Source organism: Affinirhizobium straminoryzae (assembly GCF_007004135.1).
GTDB lineage: Bacteria > Pseudomonadota > Alphaproteobacteria > Rhizobiales > Rhizobiaceae > Neorhizobium > Neorhizobium straminoryzae.
The window spans coordinates 47,095-73,066 of sequence record NZ_VJMG01000010.1 but is presented as its reverse complement, the minus strand read 5'-3'; the positions used below and the strand labels follow the sequence as shown (position 1 = coordinate 73,066).

The 25,972-nt window shown below is 63.4% G+C and carries 22 protein-coding genes; 18 read left to right on the top strand and 4 right to left on the bottom strand.

Annotation, left to right across the window (positions count from 1 at the left end):
• Position 1 precedes the first annotated feature (1 nt).
• The 13 genes from FNA46_RS04515 to FNA46_RS04455 all read left to right on the top strand — a co-directional run bounded on the left by FNA46_RS04515 (position 2) and on the right by FNA46_RS04455 (position 13,185).
• Positions 2-1,003, top strand: a complete 1,002-nt coding sequence (locus tag FNA46_RS04515) for a succinylglutamate desuccinylase/aspartoacylase family protein (protein WP_142881145.1) — start codon at positions 2-4, stop codon at positions 1,001-1,003.
• 24 nt (positions 1,004-1,027) lie between these two features.
• Complete coding sequence (locus FNA46_RS04510) at positions 1,028-1,945, top strand: polysaccharide deacetylase family protein (RefSeq protein WP_142881144.1); 918 nt, start codon at positions 1,028-1,030, stop codon at positions 1,943-1,945.
• Positions 1,942-2,451: an ureidoglycolate lyase gene (locus FNA46_RS04505; RefSeq protein ID WP_142881143.1), complete on the top strand. Its 510-nt coding sequence runs from the start codon at positions 1,942-1,944 to the stop codon at positions 2,449-2,451. Before FNA46_RS04510 ends, FNA46_RS04505 begins: the two co-directional genes overlap by 4 nt.
• A complete protein-coding gene (locus tag FNA46_RS04500) occupies positions 2,444-3,115 on the top strand; it encodes a GntR family transcriptional regulator (protein WP_142881142.1) in 672 nt (223 codons plus the stop codon). The genes FNA46_RS04505 and FNA46_RS04500 overlap by 8 nt, the downstream gene beginning before the upstream one ends.
• Positions 3,112-4,005, top strand: a complete 894-nt coding sequence (locus tag FNA46_RS04495; RefSeq protein ID WP_185969727.1) for an NAD-dependent epimerase/dehydratase family protein — start codon at positions 3,112-3,114, stop codon at positions 4,003-4,005. The genes FNA46_RS04500 and FNA46_RS04495 overlap by 4 nt, the downstream gene beginning before the upstream one ends.
• The gene (locus FNA46_RS04490; protein WP_142881140.1) at positions 4,002-5,015 is read left to right on the top strand and encodes a Gfo/Idh/MocA family protein; all 1,014 of its coding nucleotides are present in this window, start codon (positions 4,002-4,004) and stop codon (positions 5,013-5,015) included. The genes FNA46_RS04495 and FNA46_RS04490 overlap by 4 nt, the downstream gene beginning before the upstream one ends.
• A gap of 66 nt (positions 5,016-5,081) precedes the next feature.
• Complete coding sequence (locus FNA46_RS04485; protein ID WP_185969726.1) at positions 5,082-6,635, top strand: ABC transporter substrate-binding protein; 1,554 nt, start codon at positions 5,082-5,084, stop codon at positions 6,633-6,635.
• 99 nt (positions 6,636-6,734) lie between these two features.
• Positions 6,735-8,285 (top strand): ABC transporter substrate-binding protein, encoded by a 1,551-nt coding sequence (locus FNA46_RS04480; RefSeq protein ID WP_142881139.1) that lies wholly within the window; start codon positions 6,735-6,737, stop codon positions 8,283-8,285.
• A 66-nt stretch (positions 8,286-8,351) separates the two neighbouring features.
• The gene (locus FNA46_RS04475; protein ID WP_142881138.1) at positions 8,352-9,326 is read left to right on the top strand and encodes an ABC transporter permease; all 975 of its coding nucleotides are present in this window, start codon (positions 8,352-8,354) and stop codon (positions 9,324-9,326) included.
• 11 nt (positions 9,327-9,337) lie between these two features.
• Positions 9,338-10,252 carry an ABC transporter permease gene (locus FNA46_RS04470; protein ID WP_185969725.1) on the top strand — a complete coding sequence of 305 codons (915 nt, stop codon included), beginning with the start codon at positions 9,338-9,340 and terminating at the stop codon, positions 10,250-10,252.
• Between the two features lie 17 nt (positions 10,253-10,269).
• Complete coding sequence (locus FNA46_RS04465) at positions 10,270-11,355, top strand: Gfo/Idh/MocA family protein (RefSeq protein ID WP_142881137.1); 1,086 nt, start codon at positions 10,270-10,272, stop codon at positions 11,353-11,355.
• A 55-nt stretch (positions 11,356-11,410) separates the two neighbouring features.
• Positions 11,411-12,337, top strand: a complete 927-nt coding sequence (locus FNA46_RS04460) for a dihydrodipicolinate synthase family protein (protein WP_142881136.1) — start codon at positions 11,411-11,413, stop codon at positions 12,335-12,337.
• 155 nt (positions 12,338-12,492) lie between these two features.
• On the top strand, positions 12,493-13,185 hold the full coding sequence (locus tag FNA46_RS04455) for a DUF2161 domain-containing phosphodiesterase (RefSeq protein ID WP_142881135.1): 693 nt from the start codon (positions 12,493-12,495) through the stop codon (positions 13,183-13,185).
• Positions 13,186-13,203: 18 nt separating this feature from the next.
• Here the strand turns inward: FNA46_RS04455 and FNA46_RS04450 are convergent, their stop codons facing one another.
• Both FNA46_RS04450 and FNA46_RS04445 read right to left on the bottom strand, forming a co-directional pair.
• Positions 13,204-14,106 carry a proline iminopeptidase-family hydrolase gene (locus FNA46_RS04450; protein WP_142881134.1) on the bottom strand — a complete coding sequence of 301 codons (903 nt, stop codon included), beginning with the start codon at positions 14,104-14,106 and terminating at the stop codon, positions 13,204-13,206.
• Between the two features lie 92 nt (positions 14,107-14,198).
• A complete protein-coding gene (locus FNA46_RS04445) occupies positions 14,199-14,966 on the bottom strand; it encodes a LuxR family transcriptional regulator (RefSeq protein WP_185969723.1) in 768 nt (255 codons plus the stop codon).
• Between the two features lie 145 nt (positions 14,967-15,111).
• Between FNA46_RS04445 and FNA46_RS04440 the strand changes: the two genes are divergently transcribed.
• Genes FNA46_RS04440 through FNA46_RS04420 form a run of 5 tightly spaced genes read left to right on the top strand, consistent with a single transcriptional unit; the run spans position 15,112 to position 20,978 of the window.
• Complete coding sequence (locus FNA46_RS04440; protein WP_142881133.1) at positions 15,112-16,002, top strand: proline iminopeptidase-family hydrolase; 891 nt, start codon at positions 15,112-15,114, stop codon at positions 16,000-16,002.
• 2 nt (positions 16,003-16,004) lie between these two features.
• Positions 16,005-16,943 (top strand): ABC transporter permease, encoded by a 939-nt coding sequence (locus FNA46_RS04435; protein ID WP_143124050.1) that lies wholly within the window; start codon positions 16,005-16,007, stop codon positions 16,941-16,943.
• Between the two features lie 8 nt (positions 16,944-16,951).
• Entirely contained in the window at positions 16,952-17,761 is an 810-nt protein-coding gene (locus tag FNA46_RS04430; protein ID WP_142881132.1) for an ABC transporter permease, read from the top strand.
• Positions 17,758-19,443 carry a dipeptide ABC transporter ATP-binding protein gene (locus FNA46_RS04425; protein ID WP_142881131.1) on the top strand — a complete coding sequence of 562 codons (1,686 nt, stop codon included), beginning with the start codon at positions 17,758-17,760 and terminating at the stop codon, positions 19,441-19,443. Before FNA46_RS04430 ends, FNA46_RS04425 begins: the two co-directional genes overlap by 4 nt.
• 23 nt (positions 19,444-19,466) lie before the next feature.
• Positions 19,467-20,978, top strand: a complete 1,512-nt coding sequence (locus FNA46_RS04420) for an ABC transporter substrate-binding protein (RefSeq protein WP_142881130.1) — start codon at positions 19,467-19,469, stop codon at positions 20,976-20,978.
• A gap of 119 nt (positions 20,979-21,097) precedes the next feature.
• Here FNA46_RS04420 and FNA46_RS04415 read toward each other — a convergent pair whose 3' ends face one another.
• Both FNA46_RS04415 and FNA46_RS04410 read right to left on the bottom strand, forming a co-directional pair.
• Positions 21,098-21,739: a 4'-phosphopantetheinyl transferase family protein gene (locus FNA46_RS04415; protein ID WP_246102836.1), complete on the bottom strand. Its 642-nt coding sequence runs from the start codon at positions 21,737-21,739 to the stop codon at positions 21,098-21,100.
• Positions 21,736-25,707, bottom strand: a complete 3,972-nt coding sequence (locus FNA46_RS04410; protein ID WP_185969737.1) for a Pls/PosA family non-ribosomal peptide synthetase — start codon at positions 25,705-25,707, stop codon at positions 21,736-21,738. The genes FNA46_RS04415 and FNA46_RS04410 overlap by 4 nt, the downstream gene beginning before the upstream one ends.
• Positions 25,708-25,972: the final 265 nt, after the last annotated feature.

Here is a 25,972-nt window from a genome sequence, read left to right as displayed (position 1 = left end):
CATGTCGGAAGCCAAGACCGTTACCGTTGGTACTGCAACCGCAAGGCCGGGCGAAGTGGTGCGCGGGGTCATTCCCGTCACCGAACTTGCCGGCGGCTCGAAGGTTGAAATCCCGCTGGTCATCGTCAACGGCGTCAAGCCCGGCCCGGTATTCTGGGTGGATGGCGCGATCCATGGCGACGAGCCGGAAGGACCGCTTGCCTGCGCCATCGCGCTGAAGGAAGTCGATCCCCAGCAACTGTCCGGCACGCTCGTGATGGTGCCGGTCATGAACGTGATGGCGTTCGAGAACGCCAATCGCGGCAATCCGCTCGACACCTTCTCCTTCGACATGAACCGCATCTATCCCGGCCGTGCCAACGGCTATCTCTCCGAACGGGTGGCCTGGGCGCATTCGCAATGGATGAGCAAGGTCGCCGATTTCGAGATCTCCATTCATTCCGGCGGCGCCCATTCCTTCCTCGCCAAGGCGATCTTCGTGGACGAAAGCCCGGCCTCGGTCGAACTGGCCATGGCGATGGGCGAGGGCTGGGGCTGCATCATGTCCAACTTCCTGCCCAAGGGCTCGCCCATGGCGCAGATGAAGGAGATCGGCAAGACGGGCATCACCGTGGAGCTTGGCGGACGCTCCGCCACCTCGCCGGAACGCTTTGCCCATGTCGCCCGCGAACTGGCAAACTCGATCCTCAACATCCTCAGGCACTACAAGATGTATCCGGGAACCGCGACCTATCCGACGGATGCGACGAAGGGCCAGCAGGAGGCGCTGCTGGCGCCTGCCTCCGGCATCTTCATTCCGACGCCCGGCGTGGATTTCCTCAAGCCCATGACCAAGGGGCAGTCGATTGCCCGGATCGTCAACATCTTCGGGGATGAACTTGCCGAACTCGTGGCGCCTGCCGATGGCATGATCTTTGGTCTGAGAGCCCTGCCGAACGTCAACACCGGCGACTGGTGCTGCTTCTTCAACAAGGTCGAGGGAGCGCGCGTCTGGCCGGCGTGAGCCGGCAGGGCGTCAGGGGGCACCATGCGAGATTTCATCGGATATGCCAATCGACCTCCTCAGTTCCGCTGGCCGGGTGACAGCGGCCTCGCGGTCAACATCGTCCTGAACTACGAGGAGGGATCGGAATATTCGGTCGCGGACGGTGATGGCCGTTCGGAAACCGCGCTGCTGGAGATCAACCAGCCGCGCGTGCCCCCCGGCGATCGCGATCTCGCATCCGAAAGCATGTATGAATATGGCAGCCGTGTCGGCTTCTGGCGCCTGCACCGGCTGTTTACCGAGCGCAATCTGCCGCTGACGGTGTTTGCCAGCGCCCAGGCGCTGGAGCGCAATGCAGAGGTGGCAGCGGCCATTGCCCGCACCGACTGGGACATTGCCTGCCACGGATGGCGGTGGGTGGAGCATTACCGGCTGGACGAGGCGACCGAGCGCGACCACATCGCCCGCGCCTTCGACAGCATCGTTGCGACGGTGGGCCGTCCGCCCGCCGGCTGGTATTCCCGCTACAGCCGCAGTGCCGCGACCCGGCGGCTGGTGGTCGAGCATGGCGGCTATGACTATGACAGCGATGCCTATAATGACGAGGTGCCCTACTGGGTCCGCGTCGATGGACGCCCGCACCTTGTCGTTCCCTATTCTCTCGTCACCAATGACGCCAAGTTCGTACAGGGCGGCTGGGTGACGGGCCGCAGCTATGCGGAATTTCTGATCGAAACCTTCGACATGCTGCTGAAGGAAAGCCGGTCGCAGCCGCGCATGATGTCGGTCGGCCTGCATCCGCGGGTGATCGGGCATCCGGGCCGCGCCTCCGGTCTCGAACGCTTTCTCGATCACGTGGCGGGCTGTGAGGGCGTCTGGATGGCGCGGCGGCAGGATATCGCCCGTCACTGGAAGGCCGAAATGCCCTTCGACGCGCTGGCTGCAAAGGAGAGCACATGAATTTCGTGCCTCTGGAGCAGGGACTATCCGCGCAGGATTTTGCGCCGTTCGGCGGCTTCATCGACAGGCCGGGCGTGATCGGTGAGCGGCGGTTCTATTCGGACTGGCTGGGTGCGGCCCGCCCGGACTGCGCACCGGTGCTGCACACCAACCGCATTGCTCCCAGCGAATGCCCGGTTGCGGTCGACAGCCTGGAGCATCACCCGCACGCGGCCCAGGTTTTTCTGCCTCTCGATGTATCGCGCTATCTGGTGATGGTGGCGCCCTCCGATGCGGACGGTCGGCCCCTCATCGGCGCGTTGCGGGCTTTCGTGATGCCGGGCTCCCTCGGCGTCGTCTACCGGCCCGGCATCTGGCATGCGGGCGCCCGTGTTCTGGATCGCGAGGGCAGTTTTGCCGTGCTGATGTGGCGCGGTTCGCAAAACGACGACGTGCATCTGCCGATCGCGCCGCTGCTCGTCGGCCCGGACCCGGAGAAGGCGATGGTGGGAGGCGCGCATGGTTGAGCCACAGCCCGATATCGCCCGCATCGAAAGCCTGCCGCTCAGGCTGGTGGTGGCCGACATGCTGCGCACCGGCATCGTGGAGGGCCGGTTGCGGCCCGGCACGCCGATCGTCGAGGCAGCGTTGGCGGAACAGTTGAACGTGTCGCGCGCGCCGGTGCGCGAAGCGATCCAGATCCTCGAAGCCGATGGCCTGATCGACAACCTTCCCTATAAGGGCAAGCGGGTGAAGCCGCTGACGGCCAAATCCGTCGAGGAAATCTACAGCATCCGTGAGCAGTTCGAGGCCTTTGCCGTTCGCCGCATCATCGACAGCGGCGCGGATGTCAGCCCGCTCAACGCGCATGTGGCGGCGATGTTTGCCGCAGCCGATGCGGCCGATCTCGTGGCCCTGATCGCGGCGGATGCCGCCTTTCATCGCACCCTCATCCGGCTTGCCGATCACGGCCTGCTGCTGACGCTCTGGGATCACCTGGCGCTACGCATCCGGCAGATCATGGCCCTGCGCAATCGCGCCAATGCGGACCTGCGCCAGGTTGCGGCCAATCATCCGCCGATCGTGGACGCGCTTACCGTTCGTGATCTGGACCGTGTGCTCTCTCTGGTGTCGCAGCACAGCCGGTCTGCCTCGGAGATCGACCTGAAATGGCTGGAGGTCGCGCCATGAACCGGCCCGGCATTCTGATTACCGGCGGCGGCGGTTTCGTCGGCTCGCATCTGGCCGAGGGGCTTTCGGCGCTGGGCTATCCGGTCATGGCGCTCGATCGTCGTTTCGACGCCGCGACGCGAAGCCGGCTTGCCGGCATCCGGTTGATCGAGGCGGAGCTGACCGCCGAAGCACTGCGGGCCGCGATGGACGAGAGCATCGGCATCGTCATCCATGGTGCGGCGCTGACAACGCCGCCGGAATGCCTCGGGATCTCCGAGATTGCCCATGTGCGGGACAACGTCACCCTGCTGATCGATTGCCTCGATCAGGCCGTGGCGTGGGGGATCGGTTGCTTCATCTTTCTCTCCTCGTCCGGTGTCTTCGCCTTCGATGAAGCCGATCTGCTGGATGAAGCGGTCGCACCGCAGGGGACGTCCGCCTATGCGCTGGGCAAGCGCGCCGGCGAAGTGATCGCGCTGGCGCGGCCGGAAACGCTCGTGCTAAGGCTTGGGCCGCTCTACGGACCGCACGAGGAAAGCCGCCCGACGCGCCGTTTCGTCTCGCCGATCCGGCAATGGCTGGACGCTGCGCAGAAGGGAATGCCGCTCGTTGTCGCAAGTCCGCAATCGCGGCGCGACTGGACCTTCCTGCCGGATCTGGCCGCAGCGATCGACCGGCTGATCCGCTCGGAAGCACGTGGCCTCATGCATCTGACCTCCGGGGAGATCATCTCCGATCTTGCGCTTGCCGAAACGATTGCCGCGCGCACGCCCGGCCTAGTCGCGGAGCGTGCAGACGAAACCGGGCCAAAGCGGGTGCCGATGGTGTCGCGCCGCCCGGATCTTAAGGGCTTTGCCTGGACGCTGCTGGAGCGCGGCCTGCACCTGATGTCGGAGGTTCGCTCATGACGCCGCTGCGTTTCATCATCGTCGGCCTCGGCGCCCGCGCCCAGTACTGGATCAATGTCCTGCAGGCCAATGCCGATTGCCGGATCGTCGGCCTCATCGACCCGCTGGAGGCCAACCGCACCCGCGCCGCAGACCAGTGCCCGGATGCGGTGACCGGCGCGGATCTGACGCTGATCGACCATCTTCAGGCCGATGCGGTGCTGCTCTGCACGCCGCCTGCCGGGCGTGAAGTGCAGATCGAGGCCTGCTGCCGCGCAGGACTGCCGATCCTTGCCGAAAAGCCGCTGGCGGACAGCGTGCCGCGCGCGCGCGATTATGTCGCCATGGCGGAGTCCGCCGGCGTGCCGCTGATGGTGGTGCTGAACTTCCGCTATCTGCCGGTCACGCGCCAGACGCTGCGTCTGTTTTCCGACGAGGTCGGGCAACCCGCATTCTCGCGCTTCACCTACGAGCGCTGGCGGGATGGTTACCTGCCGCATCTCAACAAGTATCCGCTCACCATGCAGCATCCGATGCTCTGGGAGCAGTCGATCCATCATTTCGACCTGATGCGCTTCGTCTACGGCGCGGAGCCCGTGTCGATCTATGCCCGCACCTTCAATCCGCCGTGGTCGATGTATGCCGATGACGCTAATGTCAGCGCCATCATCACCTTCGCCAATGGTGTCATCACCGAATACCAGGGCACCTGGCAGGGCAACTGGAGCGTACCCGGCTTCGAATGGCGCCATGATTGCGCAGAAGGTGTCGTGATCCAGAAGGATCAGTTCGGATCGCTGGGTTTTGCCCGGCGTGCTGAGGATGCCCTGACCGAGGTGCCGCTGCCGGCCTACCGGCAGTGGATCGACGATGCCTCCGCACTTCTCATCCGTTTCGTCGCAGCCCTTCGGGGCGAAGGCCCGCTCGAGTGTTCGGGCCGCGACCATCTCCATTCGCTCCAGATGGTGGAAGCCTGCATTCAGTCCTCCCGGACAGGGCAAGCCATCCAGATTGCCGATCTCATGACGTGACGGGGCGATCGATCGGCCAAAGCAGACAAAGCCAAGAATAACCACAGAGGGCAAGGAACTTCAGAAATGGGAAAGAACGGTCTTTTCATTGCCGGCTTGGCGGCCCTTATGGCCTCCGCCAGCATCGCCTCCGCCGCGCCGCCGGATGACACGCTCGTCCTCGGCATTTCCGCGGACGCGACCACCTTCGATCCGGCCGCCATCAGCAGCCGCGACAATTCCAACATCGCCAAGCATATCTTCGGCACGCTCTACGAGGTGAGCGCCACCGGCGAAATCGTGCCGCAGATGGCCGAATCCTACAAGGAAGCGCCGGACGGTCTGTCCTATACCTACAAGCTGAAGCCAGGCCTCACCTGCGAGGACGGCGAGGCCTTCACCGCCGAAGATGCCGCCTATTCCTTCAACCGCGCGGCAGACCCCGCCAACAAGTTCACCGGCAACACGCCGGGCTTCGTCTATTCCTCCATCGCCTTCAAGGGCGCGGAAGCGGTGTCGGACCTCGAGGTCAAGGTCAAGCTTGGCCAGAAGAACCCGGTTTCCTTCGGCCTGATTGCCGAAGTCTTCATGCACTGCAAGGACAGCTACGAGAAGATGAGCCTGCAGGATGCCGCCACCAAGCCGGTGGCATCCGGTTCCTATCGCCTCGTCTCCTGGGATCGCGGTTCCAAGATCGTGCTGGAAAAGCGCCAGGAGCCGGCAACCTTCAAGACGATCGTCTGGCGGGTCATCCCGGAAGCATCCACCCGCACCGCCGAACTGATCGCCGGCAATGTCGACATCATCACCAATGTCGCACCCGACCAGATCGGTACCATCAACAAGTCCGGCGTCGCAGAGGTCAAGGGCGTTGCCGGTACGCGCCGCATGTATGTGGGCTTCAACCTGCGCGGCGATTTTGCCAAGACGCCGGGCGGCGCGGCCATTCAGAAGACGGATGTCCGCAAGGCGCTTCAATACGCGATCGACGTGCCGGCGATCTGCAAGCAGCTCCTCAACTTCGAGTGCACCCGCGCCACCGGCCTCGTCAATCCGCCGAATGCCAATCCGGCGCTAAAACCCTATCCCTATGATCCCGACCAGGCGGAAAAGCTGCTGGATGCCGCAGGCTATCCGCGGGGCGCCGATGGCACCCGTTTCACGATCAAGATGCAGGCCCCGCGCGGCCGCTATCTGAACGATGCCAATGTGGCGCTCGCCATCGGCCAGTATCTGAGCGATGTCGGCGTCAAGACGGATGTCGAACTGCTGGAGTGGTCCTCGGTCTATGTGCCGCTGATCTCCAAGCATGACGCAGGCCCGCTGTTCTTCCTCGGCAGCGGCGGCGCCACCTGGTCGGCGCTCTACGACATGACCGATCTTTCCACGCCGGATGCCGGCACGAACTACACGTCCTGGAGCAATCCGGCCTGGTTCGACGGCTGGGCGAAGATTGCGGCCGCCGGCTCGGCTGCCGACCAGCGCAAGATCATCGACCAGATGCTGGACGTTTTTTACAACGACCCGCCGTGGCTGATGCTCTACTTCCAGCCGGATTTCTACGGCGTTTCCAAGCGCGTCGCCTTTGCGCCGCGGCGTGACGAGAAGGTCTACCTCTTCGACGCCAAGCTGAACAAGTGATCGGATGACAGTCGCCGCCGCCCTTTTCGTCAGGGGCGGCGGCGATCGGGACTGCATGGGCATAATCAAAGACAAAAACGTCTTGAAGGGGAACCCACGATGACAAGCCTGATCCGCATCCTGGCAACGGGCTGCGCCTTGCTCTGCGGCATTGCCGCCGCGCAGGCTGCACCGCCGCCGGACACACTGGTGGTCGGCCTCAGCGCCGACGCCTCCACATTCGATCCCGCCCAGATTTCAAGCCGGGACAACGCCAATATCGCCAAGCACATTTTCGCAACGCTCTACACCGTCAACTTCGAGGGCGAGATCAAGCCGTATCTCGCGGACAAGACGGAGGTTAGCGCCGACGGTCTCTCCTATCTGATCAAGATCAAGCCGAACCTCACCTGCGACAATGGCGAGGCGCTGACGGCAGAGGATGTTGCCTATTCGTTCAACAGGCCGGCGGACAAGTCCAAGAAGTTCACCGGCAATTCGGCAGGCTTCGTGTTTCCGACGCTCGGCTTCAAGTCCGCCGAGGTGGTGGACGACCTGACGGTGCGTATCAACCTGTCGGCGAGGACGACGCTCGCGCTTGGCATGATGGCGCAGATCTACATCCACTGTAAGGATGCCTACGAGGCAATGACGCTGGAGCAGGCGTCCACGAACCCGGTCGGCTCCGGCTCGTACCGGCTGGTGTCCTGGCAACGCGGCTCGCAGATCGTTCTGGAAAAGGTCAAGGATCCCGGCCGTTTCAAGAGGATCGTGTGGCGGATCATTCCCGAGGCCTCGACCCGCACGGCCGAACTGATTGCCGGCAATGTCGACATCATCACCAACGTATCGCCCGACCAGATCGGCGCGATCGATGCGTCCGGCACGGCAGCGGTGGAAAAGGTGAGCGGCACACGCCGCATGCAGGTGGGCTACAACCTCAGTCCCAATGCCGCCGGCATGCCGGGTGCGGCCGAAATCCAGAACCCCAAGGTGCGCTTTGCCCTGCAATATGCGGTGGATGTGCCGGGCATCTGCAGCCAGTTGCTCGGTACCACCTGCGAGCGTGCCACCAGCCTCGTCAATCCGCCGAACGGCAATCCGGACCTGAAGGCGGTGCCTTATGATCCCGCCATGGCCGAAAAGCTTCTGGACGAGGCCGGCTATCCGCGCGGTGCCGATGGCGTGCGTTTCCATATCCGCCTGCAGGGTCCGCGCGGCCGCTATCTCAACGACGCCAATGTCGTGCAGGCCATCGGTCAATACCTGACGGATGTGGGTGTCCAGACGGATGTCGAGCTTCTCGAATGGGCCTCCGTCTACTCGCCGCTGCTGCGGGCGAAGAAAATGGCGCCGCTGTTCTTCCTGGGGCAGGGCGGCGTCACCTGGAACCCGCTCTACGACATGAGCCTGTTTTCCACGCCGGACGCCACCACCAACTACCAGAGCTGGACGGATCCGCGCTGGTTCGACGACTGGAAGCTGGCGCTGGCCGCACCTTCCGTGGCCGAAGCCCGGCCGGTCATCAATCGCATGCTGAAACTCTTCTATGAGGAAGGCCCCTGGCTGCAACTCTATTTCCAGCCGGATTTCTACGGCGTGTCGAAGCGCGTCGCCTGGAAGCCGCGGCGTGACGAGGAAATCGATCTCTTCGACGCCTCCCTGAAATAGCAGCCCCCGCGCTGCGCAGGATCAGCCTGCGCAGCGCAAGCCATCACAGACGAGACAGGACGTGGCATGTGGACTTTCATCATTCGCCGGTTGCTTCAGAGCATCATCGTGATCTTCGGCGTCACCGCGATCAGCTTCGTGGCGCTGCAGATCGGTGGTGACCCGACCTATCTTTACGTGTCGGAGCGGGCGACGGCGGAAGAAATCCAGCAGACGCGCGTGGCGCTCGGCTTCGACCGCCCGCTCTACGAGCAGTATTTCACCTTCATCGGCAATCTGCTGCATGGCGATTTCGGCACTTCGCTCTCCTACAAGCGGCCGGCGCTCGAGGCGGTTCTCGAAGCGCTGCCGGCGACCATCGAACTCACGCTGTTTGCCATGATCTTCGCGATTGTGCTCGCCATTCCGCTCGGCGTGTTTGCGGCGCTCTATCGTGGCTCGGCGCTCGATGGTTCGATCATGACCATGGGCATGCTGGGACAGTCTATCCCGAGCTTTTGGCTCGGCATCATGATGATCATGTTCTTCGGGCTCTATCTGCGCTGGCTGCCGATCTCGGGCCATGTGCCGTTCCTGGTGCCCCTGCTGCAGGGCCATGTGGTGGAAGCCTTCAGCCAGTTGCCGATGGCGCTCTATTATCTCGTGATGCCGGGTGTCGCGGTGGGCTTCTATTCGCTCTCGCGCAATGCGCGGCTGGTGCGCTCCTCCATGCTCGAAGTGCTGGGGCAGGATTTCGTCAGGACCGCCCGCTCCAAGGGCATTCCGGAAGCCGCCGTCATCATCCACCATGCGCTGCGCAATGCCTGGCTGCCGGTCGTCACCATGGTCGGGCTGGAATTCGGCTTCCTGCTTGGCGGTGTCGTGGTCGTCGAGATGATCTTTTCGTGGCCCGGCATCGGCCGGCTGGTGTTCAACGCGATCAACCAGCGCGACATTCCCGTCGTTCAGGCCTGTGTGATCATGCTCTCGGTCATCTTCATCAGCCTCAACCTCCTTGTCGATCTGATCTATGTGCGGATCGATCCGCGCGTGAAACTGTAAGGGTCCGAACCATGGCTTCAGCAACCCAAGCCCTCCCGCAACCGGCCATGAACTATCGGCGCCGGGAATTCAGGCGCGCCTGGCGCAGCATGGTCGCGGCGAAATGGCCGCTTCTGGCCTTGCTCATCCTCGTCTGCGTCATCTTCGCTGCCCTCTTCGGCCCGCAGATCGCGCCGCTTGATCCCAACCGCCAGAACATCATGCTGCGGCTCGCCGGCCCCCTGACCGAGGGCCGGGGCAAGACGCTCTTCCTGCTCGGCACCGATGGCCTCGGGCGCGATGTCTTCTCACGCCTTCTCTATGGTGCGCGCGTCTCGCTGCTGGTCGGCATCAGCGCCATCCTGGTCGGCGGTACGATCGGCGTGGTGGCAGGGCTGGTGTCCGGCTATTTCGGCGGCTGGATCGATGACGTGATCATGCGGCTCGGCGATATCCAGCTGGCCTTTCCCTTCATCCTCTTTGCCATCATGTTCCTCGTCATCCTGGGGCCGGGGCTTGCCAACATCATTCTGGTGCTGGGCGTCGGGCAGTGGGTGACCTATGCCCGCATCGTGAGAGCGCAGACTTTATCGCTGCGTGAAAAGGAATATGTCGAGGCGGCGCGCGCGTTGGGCGACAGCACGGTCTCCGTCATCTTCCGCACCATCCTCCCCAACATCATGGCACCGCTGACGGTGATTGCCTCCTTCAACGTGGCAAGCGTCATCCTGTCGGAAGCCTCGCTCTCCTTCCTTGGCCTCGGTGTGCCGCCATCAGTTCCCACCTGGGGATCAATGCTGGCGGAAAGCCGCGACCAGCTTCTGGCCAACAAGTGGTGGCTGGCCTTCTATCCCGGCATCGCCATCGTCATGACGGTGCTTTCCTTCAACATTCTGGGCGACTGGCTGCGCGATTTCCTCGATCCGCGCCTGAAGACGCTCGGCTGACCCCAAGGACATCCCTCATGAAAGTTGGAATCATCGGCGCGAGTTTCGCCCGCGCCGCCTATCTGCCGGCGCTTCGCCACGTGGAAGGGGCGGAGGTTGTCGCCATCGCTGCAAACCGGATCGAAAGCGCCCGCGATGCGGCAGAGGCTTTTGCGGTCCCGCATGCCTATGACGACTGGCGCGCAATGCTTGGCGCTCATCGCCTCGATCTCGTGCTGATCTCGACGCCAACCGATACGCATGCGCCGATGACGCTCGCCGCACTCGATGCCGGCGCGCATGTGGTTTGCGAAAAGCCGACGGCCATGAACACCAAGCAAGCGGCTGCCATGCTGGAAAAGGCGGAGGCGCTCGGACGCGTTCACATGATCGACCACGAACTGCGCTTCAACCCGAACCGCCAGCGGATGGCGGAACTGATCGGCGAAGGTGCGCTCGGCGAGATCCGTCACGTCAACATCGCCAATATCGGCTCGTCCTGGGCCGATCCGGCCTCGCGGCCAAAGGGCGACTGGTGGTCGCTGGCGGAAAAGGGCGGCGGGCGGCTCGGCGCCAATGGCAGCCATCAGGTGGATCTCGTGCGCTGGTGGCTGGGGCCCGTCGCCTCCGTGATCGGACAGGCCCTGACCATGGTTCCCGATCGGACCGACAAGCGGACCGGCGAAAGCTGGACGGCGACCGCCGACGATGTTTCCCACCTGACGCTGCAGATGCAAAGCGGGGCGCTGGCGCAGATCTTCATGAGCGGCGTTGCCGCCCACAACATGGGCAATGTGACACAGGTCTTTGGCTCCCGCGGCACGCTCCTTCTCGACAACGAGACCGAAAGGTTGCTTTATGCGCGCGCCGGTCAGTCGTTCGAGGATATTTCGGTGGAGGATCCGAACGCTGCGCTGCCGGGGCTGAACAAGGGCATCTGGAACGTGTCCGTCGTCGCGGCGCTGCGGGAGGTTGTGGCGGCTATCACCGGCGGGCGGCGGCTGGCAAAGGGGGCGACCTTCTTCGACGGACTGGCGAACCAGCGGGTGCTGGACGCGGTCCTGGACGCGACGGCATCGCGCCGGTGGATCGATCTGTCTCCGGAAGAGAGAATACCCGCCTGACACGACGTACAGACATCAGAAAACAAGGCCGCAAGAGCCGAGAGGAGACACGCCCATGACATTCGGACCGCAGGCAAAGGGCGTCTACGCCATCGCCACAACCCCCTTCCTTGATGACGGAAGCCTTGACCACGCCTCGATCGATCGATTGACGGATTTCTATGAGGACAGCGGCTGCACCGGCATCACCATCCTCGGCATCATGGGGGAAGCGCCGAAGCTCGAGCCTTCGGAATCGCGCGCCATCATCCGCCAGGTCGTTTCGCGCGCGAAAGTGCCGGTGATCGTCGGCGTGTCGGCGCCGGGATTTGCCGCGATGCGCTCGCTGGCGCGTGACGCGATGGACATGGGGGCCGCCGGCGTGATGATCGCGCCGACGCCGGCGCTTCGCACCGACGAACAGATTCTCGGCTATTTCGCCCAGGCCGTGGAAGCGGTCGGCACCGATGTTCCCTTCGTATTGCAGGACTATCCGCTGACACTGTCGGTCGTGATGTCGGCCGGCGTCGTGGCGCGGATCATCAACGACCATCCCTCCTGTCTGATGCTGAAGCACGAGGACTGGCCGGGGCTCGAAAAGATCTCCAAGCTGCGTGCCCTTCAGGCGCGGGGGGAACTGCGGCCGGTCTCGATCCTCTGCGGCAATGGCGGGCTCTTCCTCGATTTCGAACCGGAACGTGGGGCCGATGGCGCCATGACCGGCTACGGTTTCCCGGACATGCTGGTGGAGCTGATCGGCCTCCATGCGAGCGGACGCCGCGAGGAGGCGCATGATCTCTTCGATGCTCACCTCCCGCTCATCCGCTACGAGCAGCAGCTCGGGATCGGTCTTGCTGTGCGCAAGCATGTTCTGATGCGCCGCGGCGTGATGACCAGCGACGCCCAGCGCAAGCCCGCCGTCTCTCTGACGCCTGCCGCCCGCGCTGAAGTCGATTACCTCCTGGCGCGCCTTGCGAGAAAGGATGCGCGCGCCGCCGTCTGACGGCGTTTGACACCGGATGGGCCTCTCCTGCCTGTCGGCTGCCGGGTGAGGGAAGCGAGCGCAGACCCTCCCTCCTGCGGGGCGAGAAAGGCTGTCCGGATCGGCCGGATTGATCTAGGAAGGTGTTTCGCGTCCAGCATGAAACCGGCAGGCCCATGGAAACCTCCCTCTATCTTCCCGTCAAAAGCTTCCTCGAAGCGGCTGGCTACAGTGTCAAGGGCGAAGTCGGCGGCTGCGATCTCGTGGGGCTGAGCGACGAGGATCCGCCCGTCGTGGTGGTCTGCGAACTGAAGTTGACATTCAATCTGGAGCTCATCCTGCAGGCCGTCGATCGGGCGGCGGTCGCCGACGAGGTCTGGATCGCGGCGCGCATCTCGGCGAAGGGCAGGGGGCGCGAGGCCGACAAACGCTACCGCGATCTCTGTCGCAGGCTCGGGATCGGAATGCTCGGCGTGTCTGACGGCGGAGAGGTCTCCGTCATCGTCGGCTCCATCTCGCCAATGCCGCGCGCCGATCGCAAGCGGCGCTCGCGGCTCATGCGGGAACATCAGCGGCGGCGCGGCGACCCCGCCGTTGGCGGAAGCACCCGCGCACCGCTGATGACGGCATATCGTCAGCAGGCTCTTTCCTGCGCGGCGGCACTGGAGGCCGGCCCCTTGCGCGTGCGCGAGATCAGGTCCAGCGCCCCGGACGCCGGCAAGATCCTGCTTGCCAATGTCTATGGCTGGTTCGAGCGCCTCGACCGTGGCGTCTACGGCCTGACGACTTCCGGCCGGGAGGCCTTGCTGCTATGGCCGCAGCGGGAGATACAGGCGACGACACCTGCTTCTCCCGAAGACGCCGGATAGAGATCAGGCTCTGCCGTCTCAATCCTTCTCGCGCAGGAACGCTGAGACCGTCTTCAGGCACAGTTCCTTTTCCTCCACATGCGGCATGTGGCTGGATTGTTCGAACAGCACCCAGCGGATATCGGGAACACGCTCCCGATAGGGGCGCACCACCTCCGGCGTTGCCTCGTCATGGGCGCCTGAAATCAGAAGCGTGGGCGCTTTGATCTTGTGGAGCCGGTCCTCGATGGTCCAGTCCTTCATTGTGCCGATCACGTGGAATTCCGTCGGGCCGTTCATGTTGCGATAGACAGTGTTGTCCTCGTCCATGGCGGCGAAGGTGCGGGCCACATCCTCTGGCCAGGGTGTTACGCGGCAGACATGCCGGTCGTAGAACACGCGGGAGGCCGCGATATAATCGGGATGGGTCAGGGTGCCGGCCTCCTCATGGGCGAGCAGCGTCGCCTGCACATCTGCGGGAAGGTCACGCCGCAGGCGATTGGCTTCCGTCACCCAGGTGTGCATGTTCGCCGGCGAATTGGCGATGACAAGCGCCTTCAGGCCGGCGGGCTGGCGCACCGCATGTTCGGCCCCCAGCATGCCACCCCAGGATTGGCCGAGGAAGGCATAGCGGTCGGAAATGCCGAGATGGGCGAGCAGGGCGTCCAGCTCCTCAAGGAACAGCGAGACGGTCCAGAAGTCCGGTCCCTTGTCCGGCAGATGGGTGGATTTGCCGTTGCCGAGCTGGTCGTAGTGGATCACGGCGCGTCCATCGAGCCCGGCAATGCCCTTGAAGCTGTCGACATAGTCATGCGTGCAGCCAGGCCCGCCATGCGCGACGACGAGCGGCAGGCGGTCGCTCTCGAGGGTGCCGGTGATGCGATACCAGGTCTGGTACTCGCGAAATGGCAGGAAACCTTCACGCGTTTCGACGGACTGCACTCTGAGCTCCTTGGATTGGGACATCTTCGGAGCCCACCATAGGCTGGCCTCTGTCGGCGCGGCAGCTATCACAACTGATAGGGTGTGAAGGGTCAGCCGCGCGGCTGGTCGAACATCCGCAGATGCGCTGCGCGTGCCACCGCCTGGGTGCGGTTTCGTGCGCCAAGCTTGCGGGTCGCCGCATTCAGATGCATCACCACGGTTGGTACGGAGCGATCGATGAGACGGGAGATTTCCTTGGCGGAGTAGCCTTCGGCTGAATAACGCAGGCACTCGCGCTCGCGTGTCGTCAGGCGTGGCAGGCCGGAAAGCGTTTGTTCGCGGGCAATGCGACGTGCCGCCGCCCGCTGGAAGAGATGGGCAATCAGGCTGAAGTCGCCAAGACACTGGCGGGCGTCGCGCTCCAGCCGCGCGGGATCGCCGGCGCGAATGCCGGTCACGGTGGCATAGTCGCCGCCCGGCAGGTGAATCGGCACCGTCACGCCCGCCGTCAGCCCGCGCGCCCAGAGGAACTCGGCCACCGGCGCCGAGTCCTCGTTCATGAAGGCGTGAATCAGCGTCTGCGCCTTCGGGTCATAGTTCCAGAAAAACGGCGCGGTGGTGCCGAGCGCTGCATGCTGCACCGGGTCATGCCGGAAATATCCGCGGCTGCACCAGTAATCGCGCATCGTCTCATCGACATTGCGCAGCTCCAGCACGGTCGGGATCATCAGCTGACCGCTGAGATCATAGCGGCCCGGCGTATAGTCGTAGATCAGCGTATCGAACCCGTAATCCTGCATGGCCACGAAAAGCTCGTCGATCTGGCCGGACAGGCTCCCGGCCGCTGCAAACCGTTCTTCGATGCCGATCATGTCCATGCCAACCTCTCGCCGCCCTGCGCCGGGTCCGTCGCCCGGCATCGCGTCAGGGATCTTCACCCTATCACTTCTGATAGCTGGTGTAGAGCCTCATTTGCTTTAGAAATAAGCCTGCATAAATGTTGTGCAGGAGCGAAGATATATCATGTGGCGCGAAATCGAGCCGGACGAGAGGCTGGAGCTGACGATCCACGGTTTTCGCGTCGTGGCCTATGTCTTCGGCTCCGGACCGGAAACGCTGTTCTGCCTGAATGGCGGACCTGGGCTTCCCTGTGATTATCTGCGTGAGGCGCATTCCTGTCTGGCCGAGCGCGGCTTTCGCGTCGTGGCCTTCGACCAGCTGGGTACCGGCGCCTCGGAGCGGCCTGACGATGCACGTCTGTGGACCATCGAACGCTATGTGGCCGAGACGGAAGCGGTGCGCCAGGCGCTGGGGCTCGGGCCGGTTCACCTCCTCGGACATTCCTGGGGCGGATGGCTGGCCATCGACTATGCGCTGACCCACCCGGAGGCGGTCAAGAGCCTCATTCTCGCCGATACCGTCGCCGACATGCCCCATCTCGTCAGTGAACTCGAGCGCCTGCGCGCCGCACTCGGACCCGAGACGGTGGCCATGATGCAGGCGCACGAGGCGGCCGGCACCTACGACCATCCCGAATATCTGGCTGCGATCACGCTCTTGAATTACCGCCATGTCTGCCGCCTGCCGGAGTGGCCGGCCCCGGTCAGGCGCTCGCTCGCGGACTGGAACATGGGGCCGTACATGACCATGCAGGGGCCGAACGAGTTTCTCTACACCGGCAACCTGAAGACCTGGAACCGCATTCCGGACCTCCCGAATATTTCCGCGCCCGTGCTGATCGTCGTGGGCGAGCACGACGAACTGACACCGGCCTGCGCGCTGCGCATGAAGAACGCCCTGCCCGAAGGTGCGCGTGTCAATGTCGTGCGCAATGCCAGCCACATGCCCTTTTATGAAAACCCGGAGGGCTATTACCCGCCGCTGCTTTCCTTCCTTGAGAGCGTGACGGGCTGATGCTGCATCGCTACCGCTTCATCCTGACGAGACCCCTGCAGTTCCTGCCGGTGATCCTCGGCGTTTCCATCATCACCTTCGTGCTTGTCCGCCTGATTCCCGGTGATCCCGCCCGTGTGCTGCTGGGGACGAAAGTGACGCCGGAGGCGATCGCCAACATTCGCGCGCAATTCGGCCTCGACCAGCCAATCTGGCAGCAATATTTCTATTTCGTCAAAAACCTGCTGCAGGGCGAGATGGGGCGCTCGATCACCTTCCGGATCGATGTCCTGCAGCTGATTTCGACCCGCATCGAGCCGACGCTGGCGCTGGTCTTCTCGTCCGTTCTCCTGTCCGTGCTGATTGCCGTTCCGTTGGCCGCCGTTGCCGCGCGCAACGAAGGCCATGCCGTGGATCACGCGGTGCGCATCATCTCCACCTTCGGCATCGGCTTTCCCTCATTCTGGCTCGCTTTGATGCTGATCCTGCTGTTTTCGGTCAGCATCCCGCTTCTGCCCGTCTCCGGCTATGGCAACACGCTGAGCGAAAAGCTTGTCCATCTCGTGCTGCCGTCGCTCACCATCGCGCTGTCGCTCTCCACCGTGCTGATGCGCTCGCTGCGGGCCGCCATGATCGACTGGCTGACATCGGATGTGGCGACGGCCGCCCGCGCCCGCGGCATGCCGGAAGGCATCGTCTTCTGGCGCCATGTGGTGCCGAATGCCGTGGTTCCGACGATCAACCTGCTCGCCGTCAACATCGGCTGGCTGATTGGTGGAACAGTGGTGGTGGAGAGCGTGTTTGCATTGCCCGGCATGGGGCAACTGCTCGTCCGCGCCATCTTCTCGCGCGATTACATGGTCGTTCAGGGCGTTGCGATGGTTTTTGCCTGCGCCACCGTCTTCGTCAACTTCCTCGCCGACATCGCAACCGTCGCCGCAGATCCGCGGGTGAAGCTGTGAGCGGCGCCATGGTCAGGTCACGTAACGCAACGCTTTATGCCGGGCTCACCATCTTCGGCGTCTTCGTGCTGATGGCGCTGCTGGCTCCGCTTGTTGCGCCCTATGATCCGATCTTTCAGGATGCGGCGGCGCGGCTGAAAGCTCCAAGCCTCGCCCATCCGTTCGGCACCGACAATTTTGGCCGCGACATCCTTTCGCGCGTCATCCATGCGGTGCGCATCGATCTGCAGATGGCGCTGATCGGCGTCGCCTTTCCCTTTGCGATCGGAACGGTCGTCGGCGCCATTTCCGGCTTCCTGGGCGGTCTTGTCGACGCAGTCCTGATGCGGCTGATCGACGTCATCCTCGCCTTCCCCTTTCTTGTCCTGATGCTGTCGATCATTGCCATCCTCGGGCCGGGCCTTGGCAGTTTCTACATCGCGATGGCTCTGGTCGGCTGGGTGTCCTATGCGCGGCTGATCCGCGCGCAGATCCTTGTCCTGAAGAACAGCGATTATGCGATGGCCGCCGAAAGCCTCGGCTTTTCGAAGGCACGCATCCTCTTTCGCCATCTGCTGCCCAATGCGGTGGCCGGCTCGATCGTGTTTTCCATGTCGGATGTGGTGCTGGTGCTGCTGTCCGGTGCCGCGATCAGCTATCTCGGTCTCGGCGTCCAGCCGCCAACCGCCGAATGGGGTGTGATGGTGGCGGAGGGACAGGGTTTTGTCACGCAGGCCTGGTGGATCACGCTGTTTCCAGGCCTGTCGATCGTGGTCCTCGCCTTCGGCTTTTCCCTTCTCGGCGATGGTCTTGCGAAGTGGCTGGGAGTGAACGGATGACGACGACCTTGTCTCCCGCAACACCGCTTCTTGCCGTCCGTGATCTCTCGGTCGCCGTCGACGCCCCGGAGGGCCTGCGGACCCTGCTCGACAGCGTGTCGATCGAGATTGGTCGCGGCGAGGTGCTGGGCCTCGTCGGCGAAAGCGGTTCCGGCAAGAGCCTGCTCTGCCGCACGCTGGTCGGTCTGATGCCATCGACCGCCATACGTCGCACAGCCGGGTCGATCCTGCTTGGCGGGCAGGAGATTGCCGGCGCCAATGAGACGGCCCTGCAGGCGATCCGCGGCGCGCGCATCGGCATGATCTTCCAGAACCCGACCAGCCACCTCGATCCGGTGATGCGCATCGGCGACCAGATTGTGGAAGGCATCCGCTTTCATCAGGGGCTTTCGCGCGAGGCGGCAAAATCGCTCGCGCTCGACATCATGGGGCAGGTGGGCTTCACCGATCCGCCTCGTCAGTTTTCAAGCTATGCGCACGAGTTTTCGGGCGGCATGCGACAGAGGGCGATGATTGCCGTCGCACTGGCCTGCAATCCGGAAATCCTGATTGCCGACGAGCCGACGACGGCGCTCGATGTCACCATTCAGGCGCAGATCCTGCATCTGCTGCTGGATCTGAGGACCAGACGCGGTCTCTCGCTCATCCTTGTGACGCATGATCTCGGCGTCGTCGCCCAGACCTGCGACCGCATTGCCGTGATGCGCCATGGCCGGATCGTCGAAACGGGCGCGAAGCGGCAGATTCTGAAGGACCCGCAGGCGGACTATACGCGGACGCTGATTGCCAGCCATCCGTCCATGCCAGCGAAGCTGGATGCAGGCCTTGCAGTTGCTCATTCCGGTGAGGCACGACAGGGGGCCGGCAGGCCGTTGATCGAGATCGATGATCTCGCCGTGCGCTTCCCTGCGGGTGGCGGTCTCTTCTCGAAACGCCGCAATTTTAGCGCCGTGGAAGGCGTATCGCTTCAGATCTGGCCTGGCGAGACGGTCGGTATTGTCGGCGAAAGCGGCTCTGGCAAATCCACGCTGGCGCGGGCGATGCTCGGCCTGACGCCGGCCTCTTCCGGCCATGTCAGTTTCGATGGCGCGAGCCTTGGTCTGCAGCGGGCGGAGGCGCTGCGCGCGCTTCGGACGCAGGCGGCGATGGTGTTCCAGGACCCCTACAATTCGCTCAATCCGCGCATGACGATTGGCGAAACGCTGGCGGAAGTCCTCAGTGTGCAGAAGAAGATCCCGGCTGCCCAGATACAGGAGCGGGTGGGCGAGCTTCTCGATCTCGTCGAGTTGGACCGCAATTTCGCCTATCGCAAGCCGCGTACGATGAGCGGCGGCCAGTGCCAGCGCGCCGGCATCGCCCGCGCGCTTGCCATCGATCCCCGCGTCATCGTGGCCGATGAATGCACTGCCGCCCTCGACGTCACCATTCAGGCGCAGATCGTCGCCCTGTTCCGCAAGCTGGTTGCGACCATGGACCTGACGCTGGTGTTCATCGCCCACGACCTGCCGGTGATTCGCTCGCTCTGCCGGCGGGTCATCGTCATGCATCACGGCCGCATCGTCGAGGAAGGCCTGTCCGAAGACGTGTTTGCGCATCCGCGTGAGGCCTATACCGCGGGCCTGATCGACGCCATTCCCGATATCGACCCCGACAGGCCGCTTTCGGGCCGTTCCACCCCATAAAACAACCACCAGAGGATCGATCCATGCAGTTCACGATGAAGAAAGCCAAAATCGCTGCCCTTGCGGCCATCCTGTCCCTTTCGGCCTCCTATGCGGATGCTGCGGGTGTGCTGACCATCGGCCGCAACGAGGATTCCACCACCTTCGATCCCATCAAGTCGGCCCAGAACGTCGACAACTGGGTCTTCTCCAACGTCTTCGACGTTCTGGTCCGTGTCGATGCCTCCGGCACGAAGCTGGTGCCGGGCCTTGCCGAAAGCTGGACCGTCTCCGACGACGGCCTGACCTATACGTTCAAGCTGCGTGACGCGAAATTCTCCGATGGCAGTCCGGTGACGGCCGGCGATGCCGCCTTTTCGCTGACCCGTATCCGCGATGACAAGGGGTCGCTCTGGTCCGACAGCTTCAAGATCATCGACACGGCGACGGCCTCCGATGACAAGACGCTCGTCGTCAAGCTGAAGGGCAAGTCGGTTCCCTTCATCTCGATGATGGCGTTGCCGAATGCGTCGGTGCTGCCGAAGAAGGTGGTCGAGGCCAATGTGGACGCCTTTGCCGAAAAGCCGGTCGGCTCCGGCGCCTTCACCGTTGCCGAATGGCGCCGTGGCGACCGCATCATCCTCAAGAAGAACCCCAACTACTGGGATGCCGGCCATGTCAGCCTCGACGGCGTCGAATGGATCGTCATTCCGGACGACAATACGCGCATGCTGAACGTCCAGACCGGGCAGATCGACGTTGCGATCACGGTTCCCTTCTCGCGCGTTGCCGAAATGAAGAAGAACCCGGACCTGACGGTGCGCATGGACCCCTCGACGCGCGAGGACCACATGCTGATCAACCATGAGCATGGCGCGCTTGCCAGGAAGGACGTGCGTGAGGCGCTCGATCTCGCCATAGACAAGAAGGCGATCGTCGAGGCTGCCACCTTTGGCATTGGTGAAGTGGCCAACTCCTACATTCCCAAGGGCGCGCTCTATCATTATGCCGACAACCTCCAGCGCCCCTATGATCCGGAAAAGGCCAAGCAACTGCTGAAGGCGGCCGGTGCCGAGGGGCTCACGCTGAACTATGTCGTCAATGCCGGCAAGGAAACGGATGAACAGATTGCCGTTCTAATCCAGCAGCAACTCGCCAAGGCCGGCGTCACGGCCAATCTGCAGAAAGTCGATCCGAGCCAGAGTTGGGACATGCTGATCGCCGGCGATTACGACATCTCGGTGATGTACTGGACGAACGACATTCTCGACCCCGACCAGAAGACCACTTTCGTGCTGGGTCATGATACCAACCTGAACTACATGACGCGCTACAAGAACGACAAGGTGAAGGATCTTGTCGCCGCCGCCCGTCTGGAAACCGACCCGGCCAAGCGCGAGGCCATGTATGTCGACCTGCAGAAGATGGCCAAGGCCGATGTCAACTGGATCGACCTCTACTACAGCCCCTATATCAACGTGATGCGCAAGAACGTCACCAACTTCTACCAGAACCCGCTCGGCCGATTCTTCCTGGAAGATACCGTGAAGAACTGACGCCTGACGGCTGAACCGATGCGGGCCGGCGAACCGTCACGTTCGCCGGCCCGCGCGTTTATGAGGCAAGGACGGCGTTCCGTCCAATGCGCCGCGCGCCGCCGCCGGTCCGCGATGCCTCACGCAGGGTGGAAGGCGACTGCGAGAACGACGATGCGGGGCGACAGGCAGAACCTCAGGCCCGCCCGGAAGCCTGTGATGGTGATGGCTTCGCCCCGCGTGAGGTCGATACGGATATCGGGATAATCCAGAATGGTTTCGTGCAGCGGATAGCAGGCCTTGTAGACCGCTTCCTTCGCGCTGAAGAGAAGGCGGGTGGCGAGATTCCGAGCTGTGCCGGTCACGACATCGGCTGCCGTTTGGACGAGGGCGGCGACATCGTCCGGCAAGGGGGCGGCGGGTTCGACATCGATGCCGACCGACAGGATATCCGACCGTCGGGCAATGACGGCAACCGCCATCTCGTCATCGTGGGCGAGCGAACCGGTCACGCCCGCAGGCCAGACGGGGGATCCTGCAGCAGACCGGATGATCGCGCCGGCTTCGAGCCCTTCCTCTTCCATCAGATCGCGCGCAAGGGCCCGTGCCGCGCCACTGGCCTGCCGGGCAGACAGTTGGCGTGCGGCAATCGTTGCGGTCTCCTCCGGCAGGAGAAGACCGGCGTCGCCAGCGCGGATGCGGCGACAGCCCAGACGAAGGCGGGGCGAGGCGAGGCCTTGCATTGCCGCACGCAAGGCCGCCTCGTCCGCCTCCTCGATCACGGCGTCGAAACCGGTCGTACGAAGCCGTGCAGCTTGGCAGGGTTGCCGCGCCAGATCGAGTTGGGCTCCAGGATCTCCCCCTTCATGATGAAGCTGTCGACATCCGCTACCGAGCCATCGCCCATCACGACGCCGTAATGGACGAAGGCGGCAGGGCTTAAGGTGCAGCCATTGCCGATGCGGATATGGTCGGACTTGAACGCGCCTTCTTCCAGCGAGTGCGCCTGGATGACGCAGCCCTCGTTCAGTGTCACATCATCGCCGATTTCGACCAGAGAGCGTTCGGTGAGGTTCGAGCCGTCATCGAAGACACGCTTTCCGACCTTCACTCCGAGTGCGCGCAGGATCATCGGCTTGAACGGCGTCCCCGGGAACAGGCGCACGATCGGAGAATCCGCCACCTTCCAGTGGCGCTCGTGGCTCCAGAAGGTCTTGTCGTAGATGGTCGTCATCTGCGGCTGCAGCTTGCGGAAGCGAAGGCTCGCCCATTCCATCAGAATGTAGAAGGGAATGGCCACGCCGGCGGTAAGCAGCACCGCCACGAACAGCGCCGTGTGTCCCCATTCCGTATAGTAGTTCAGCGCGCGATCCCAGATGGCGAGCGTCACGAACAGCATGACCCATTGCACTGCGAGGAACATCAGGGCGGTGACGAAATTGTGCCGGTTCTTGAGCGGCAGGCGCGCGCGGCGCTCTTCCTCGCTGACGCCCTGGATCAGTTCCTTGTCACGCTTGACCATGCGGGGGATCTCGAACGGCGGCGAGCCGAGCAGGCCGACATTCTCGCGCACCGGACCGTCGACGGGCACCATCACCTTGGTCCCGAGAAGAACATTGTCGCCGGTGCGGCCATCCGGCGGATAGAAGATGTTGTTGCCGAAATAGTTCCGCTCGCCCACCTTCGTGTGCTCCAGCCGGAAGGCGGAGGCCGACTTGTGGACGTTGATCATGTACAGTCCGTCGGACACCATGGTGCCCGTGCCGATCTCGCAGCACAGCGGGTTGTCCTGCTGCTGGTTGCTGCCGAAATTCGATCCCGTCTGGACCACCGTGTTGAGGTTCCAGCCGAGCGCGCGGATGTAGTGCACGATGGCGGAACTGTCGCCGAACATCACGTTGAGCAGGCGGATGTTCGTGGCCACTTCGACGATCGACTGCAGCCAGAAATGGAAACCGTAGAGCCGGTAGGTGCGGCCTGGCTTCAGGACAAATCCGAAGAGGCGTGGCAGGACCAGCGCGGCAAACAGCAGGCCGACGATGAGACCGAACAGGCTGATCGTCGTGCCGATCGCGACGATGCCGATCGTCTCCTGATAGTCGTCGCTCACATTTTGCCAATAGCTGTGGAAGAGCAGCGGGAAAGGGGTGACCAGTGCAAACAGCGTGAAGATCTGCACCGCTTCGTACAGGATCCGGCGGGCCTTGGAGAGCGTGACGACGGGAACCTTGCAATAGTCCGCGGTGGTCGCAATGGCCGGCGAGCCGTGCCAGTGCGCATCATCGGGAATATGCTGGCCGCGCTGCAGGGAGGAGGCATGGCCGAGCTGGGCGCGATCGCCGATCGAGGTGTCGATATCGATGACGCAGCCGACGCCGACAAAGGCATCGCGGCCGATGGCAATCGGACCGGTATGGATGTAGCCTGCCTCGGCGCGGTAGCCGAGCACGATGGATTCCTTGCGCAGGATCGAATTCTCGCCAATCGTAATCAGGTCGGTGCAGACGGGGATCGCCCGACATTCGATGGTGGTGCTGCGGCCAAGCCGCGCGCCGAGCAGGCGCAGATAGAGGCTGTAGAGCGGGCTACCCCGGAACAGCACGACGGGTGCGGTGCGGATCAGCGTCTTGACCACCCAGAAGCGATAGTAACGCAGCCCCCAGATCGGAAAGCTTTCCGCCTTCCAGCGACCCACCAGCAGCCATTTCATCAGAATGGCAAAGGCGGACATCCCGAAGAAGGCGGCCGCAGACAGGATGGCGCAGCGCACGTAAAGCTGCAGTGGATGGTCAAGCTTCGCATAGACCCAGTTGAGGCCGTAGTTCAGCGCCCAGAGATCGAAATAGCTGTAGAGACCGTAGAAGGCGAGCTGCGCCGCGCCACAGGCCCAATAGGCAAAATTCGACGCACGGTGCGTGAGCAGCGGCTCCTCGACCGCTGGCTTGTCTTCTTCCGGTCCTCTCAGGTGGCGGGCAAGCCCTGCCACCGTCGGATGCAGGTAGATGTCGCGCATGGAGGTGGTGGCCCATTCGCTGCGCATGCGCAGCCGCGCACAGAAGCGGGCCATCAGAAGCGAGTTGGCACCGAGATCGTCAAAGAAATGGTCCTCGACGGAGATGTCATCGATCTTCAGCACGTCGCTCAGAACGTCCACGATGGCGCGCTCATCGCCGCTTGACGGCGCAACATGCTGCCGCTCGGAGGTCAGCCGAAGGCTCGTTGGCTTCGGCAGGCGACGCGTGTCGATCTTGTCCGACACCGTCATCGGCAGGGCCGGAAGCTCTTCCAGGAAGGAGGGCACCATGTAGTCCGGCAGCCGGCGGCGAAGCTCGCGGGCGAGATCGACGCGCGACAGCGATGCCTGTCCGGCCTTGAGTGCGTAATAGCCAACCAGCTCCACACGACCGGGTTCGATCTCCCAGGTCGTCACCGCCGCCTGGGCGATCTCGGGCTGGTCGAGCAGGATTGCCTCGATTTCCCCGAGCTCGACGCGATAGCCGCGGATCTTTACCTGCGTGTCGATGCGGCCGTGATACTCCACCTCGCCATCGGCATTGATACGCCCGAGGTCACCCGTGCGGTAGATGCGCCGCGACGGGTTATTGGGCAGGCCGATGAAATCGGGGATGAACTTCTGCTCGGTCAGATCCTGCCGGTTCAGGTAGCCGACCGCCACCCCGATACCGGCGATGCCGATTTCGCCGAGGTCGTCGCCGGTCATCAACTGCGGCGCATCCGGATCGAGGATGACAATGGAATAGGTGGGCAGGGGCGCCCCGATCGTCACCGGCCGGTCGGGACTCAGCCGCCCCATGGTGGCCGTTACCGTGGCCTCGGTCGGTCCGTATGTGTTCAGGATCTGACGGCCCGGACGCGACCAGCGCGTCACCAGATTGTACGGACAGGCCTCGCCACCGACAAGAATGGTGCGCAGGCTCGGCACTTCGCTGTCGATCGAGGACAAAAGCGTGGGGGAGCAGGCCATGCAGGTGATGGCGTTTTCACGCAGGAACTCCGCCAGTTCCTCGCCCACCAGCGTCATGCGGCCCGGCGACGGAACGACCGTCGCGCCCGCTGCAAAGGGCACCCAGATTTCCTCGGTGGAGAAATCAAAGGCAATCGTCATGCCCTGGTAGACCCGGTCGCCGGGGCGATAGCCGTAGGATTCGGCGGCAACGCGCACGAAGTTGCAGATGCTCTGATGCCGCACCGCCACGCCCTTCGGCCGCCCGGTGGTGCCGGACGTATAGAGAATATAACAGAGATCCTCGTCCGAAACGGTGATCTGGAGCGGCTCTGCGGGATGGGTTGAGACGTCCTCTCCGCCGGCTCCTATGACCAGATGCGGAACGGAAAGCGCAGCCGCGCGGGTCGCATAGTCCTCGATCGTGATCACCAGGCTGACGCCGGCATCCTCGATGATGAGAGACATCCGCTCCTCGGGAAAGGCCGGGGCGAGTGGCACGAAGGCGGCGCCTGCCTTCATCACCGCAAGGATTGCGATGTAGGTCTGTGCGGACCTGTCCAGCAGGAGGGCAACGCGGTCGCCGGGTTTCACGCCACGCTCGACCAGAAGACGCGCGAATCGGTTCGCTTCGTCATCCATGGCTCGATAGGTCCAGGTCCGGCCCGGTTCCATGACGGCAGTCAGGTCTGCATGGTTGAGGGCCCGATCCGCGAAAAGATCGGACAACCGCTCTCCGGGGTGTGCGGTGGCAGGAGCGCCGGCGCCGTAGAGGATCGGCAGCATGGTGCTGTCTGCGGCCACCGTCACGCCTCGCGCGACGCCGCGCCTGTGGGTCGCTGCTTCGTTCATCATCCCTATCCTGCTGTCATTTACGCTGCGAACTTCGGCCTTGCCATGATACGCACTTGCCGGAACGGCGAGGCCTCGCTTCTAGGGCGACGCGTTGGGACTGTATAGTCTCAAGATGTTGTCCTGACGAAAGCGATGCGGCGGGTTTGAGGCTAAAGTTTTGCACTGGCGCGAAGCTTATGCCACTTTTCTAAGAAAT

What these genes read in the sequence shown, in the direction of transcription:
- FNA46_RS04515 (WP_142881145.1), top strand. Translation starts at nt 2, where the DNA reads ATGTCGGAAGCCAAGACCGTTACCGTTGGTACTGCAACCGCAAGGCCG.
- FNA46_RS04510 (WP_142881144.1), top strand. Translation starts at nt 1,028, where the DNA reads ATGCGAGATTTCATCGGATATGCCAATCGACCTCCTCAGTTCCGCTGG.
- FNA46_RS04505 (WP_142881143.1), top strand. Translation starts at nt 1,942, where the DNA reads ATGAATTTCGTGCCTCTGGAGCAGGGACTATCCGCGCAGGATTTTGCG.
- FNA46_RS04500 (WP_142881142.1), top strand. Translation starts at nt 2,444, where the DNA reads ATGGTTGAGCCACAGCCCGATATCGCCCGCATCGAAAGCCTGCCGCTC.
- FNA46_RS04495 (WP_185969727.1), top strand. Translation starts at nt 3,112, where the DNA reads ATGAACCGGCCCGGCATTCTGATTACCGGCGGCGGCGGTTTCGTCGGC.
- FNA46_RS04490 (WP_142881140.1), top strand. Translation starts at nt 4,002, where the DNA reads ATGACGCCGCTGCGTTTCATCATCGTCGGCCTCGGCGCCCGCGCCCAG.
- FNA46_RS04485 (WP_185969726.1), top strand. Translation starts at nt 5,082, where the DNA reads ATGGGAAAGAACGGTCTTTTCATTGCCGGCTTGGCGGCCCTTATGGCC.
- FNA46_RS04480 (WP_142881139.1), top strand. Translation starts at nt 6,735, where the DNA reads ATGACAAGCCTGATCCGCATCCTGGCAACGGGCTGCGCCTTGCTCTGC.
- FNA46_RS04475 (WP_142881138.1), top strand. Translation starts at nt 8,352, where the DNA reads ATGTGGACTTTCATCATTCGCCGGTTGCTTCAGAGCATCATCGTGATC.
- FNA46_RS04470 (WP_185969725.1), top strand. Translation starts at nt 9,338, where the DNA reads ATGGCTTCAGCAACCCAAGCCCTCCCGCAACCGGCCATGAACTATCGG.
- FNA46_RS04465 (WP_142881137.1), top strand. Translation starts at nt 10,270, where the DNA reads ATGAAAGTTGGAATCATCGGCGCGAGTTTCGCCCGCGCCGCCTATCTG.
- FNA46_RS04460 (WP_142881136.1), top strand. Translation starts at nt 11,411, where the DNA reads ATGACATTCGGACCGCAGGCAAAGGGCGTCTACGCCATCGCCACAACC.
- FNA46_RS04455 (WP_142881135.1), top strand. Translation starts at nt 12,493, where the DNA reads ATGGAAACCTCCCTCTATCTTCCCGTCAAAAGCTTCCTCGAAGCGGCT.
- FNA46_RS04445 (WP_185969723.1), bottom strand. Translation starts at nt 14,966, where the DNA reads ATGGACATGATCGGCATCGAAGAACGGTTTGCAGCGGCCGGGAGCCTG.
- FNA46_RS04440 (WP_142881133.1), top strand. Translation starts at nt 15,112, where the DNA reads ATGTGGCGCGAAATCGAGCCGGACGAGAGGCTGGAGCTGACGATCCAC.
- FNA46_RS04430 (WP_142881132.1), top strand. Translation starts at nt 16,952, where the DNA reads ATGGTCAGGTCACGTAACGCAACGCTTTATGCCGGGCTCACCATCTTC.
- FNA46_RS04425 (WP_142881131.1), top strand. Translation starts at nt 17,758, where the DNA reads ATGACGACGACCTTGTCTCCCGCAACACCGCTTCTTGCCGTCCGTGAT.
- FNA46_RS04420 (WP_142881130.1), top strand. Translation starts at nt 19,467, where the DNA reads ATGCAGTTCACGATGAAGAAAGCCAAAATCGCTGCCCTTGCGGCCATC.
- FNA46_RS04410 (WP_185969737.1), bottom strand. Translation starts at nt 25,707, where the DNA reads ATGCTGCCGATCCTCTACGGCGCCGGCGCTCCTGCCACCGCACACCCC.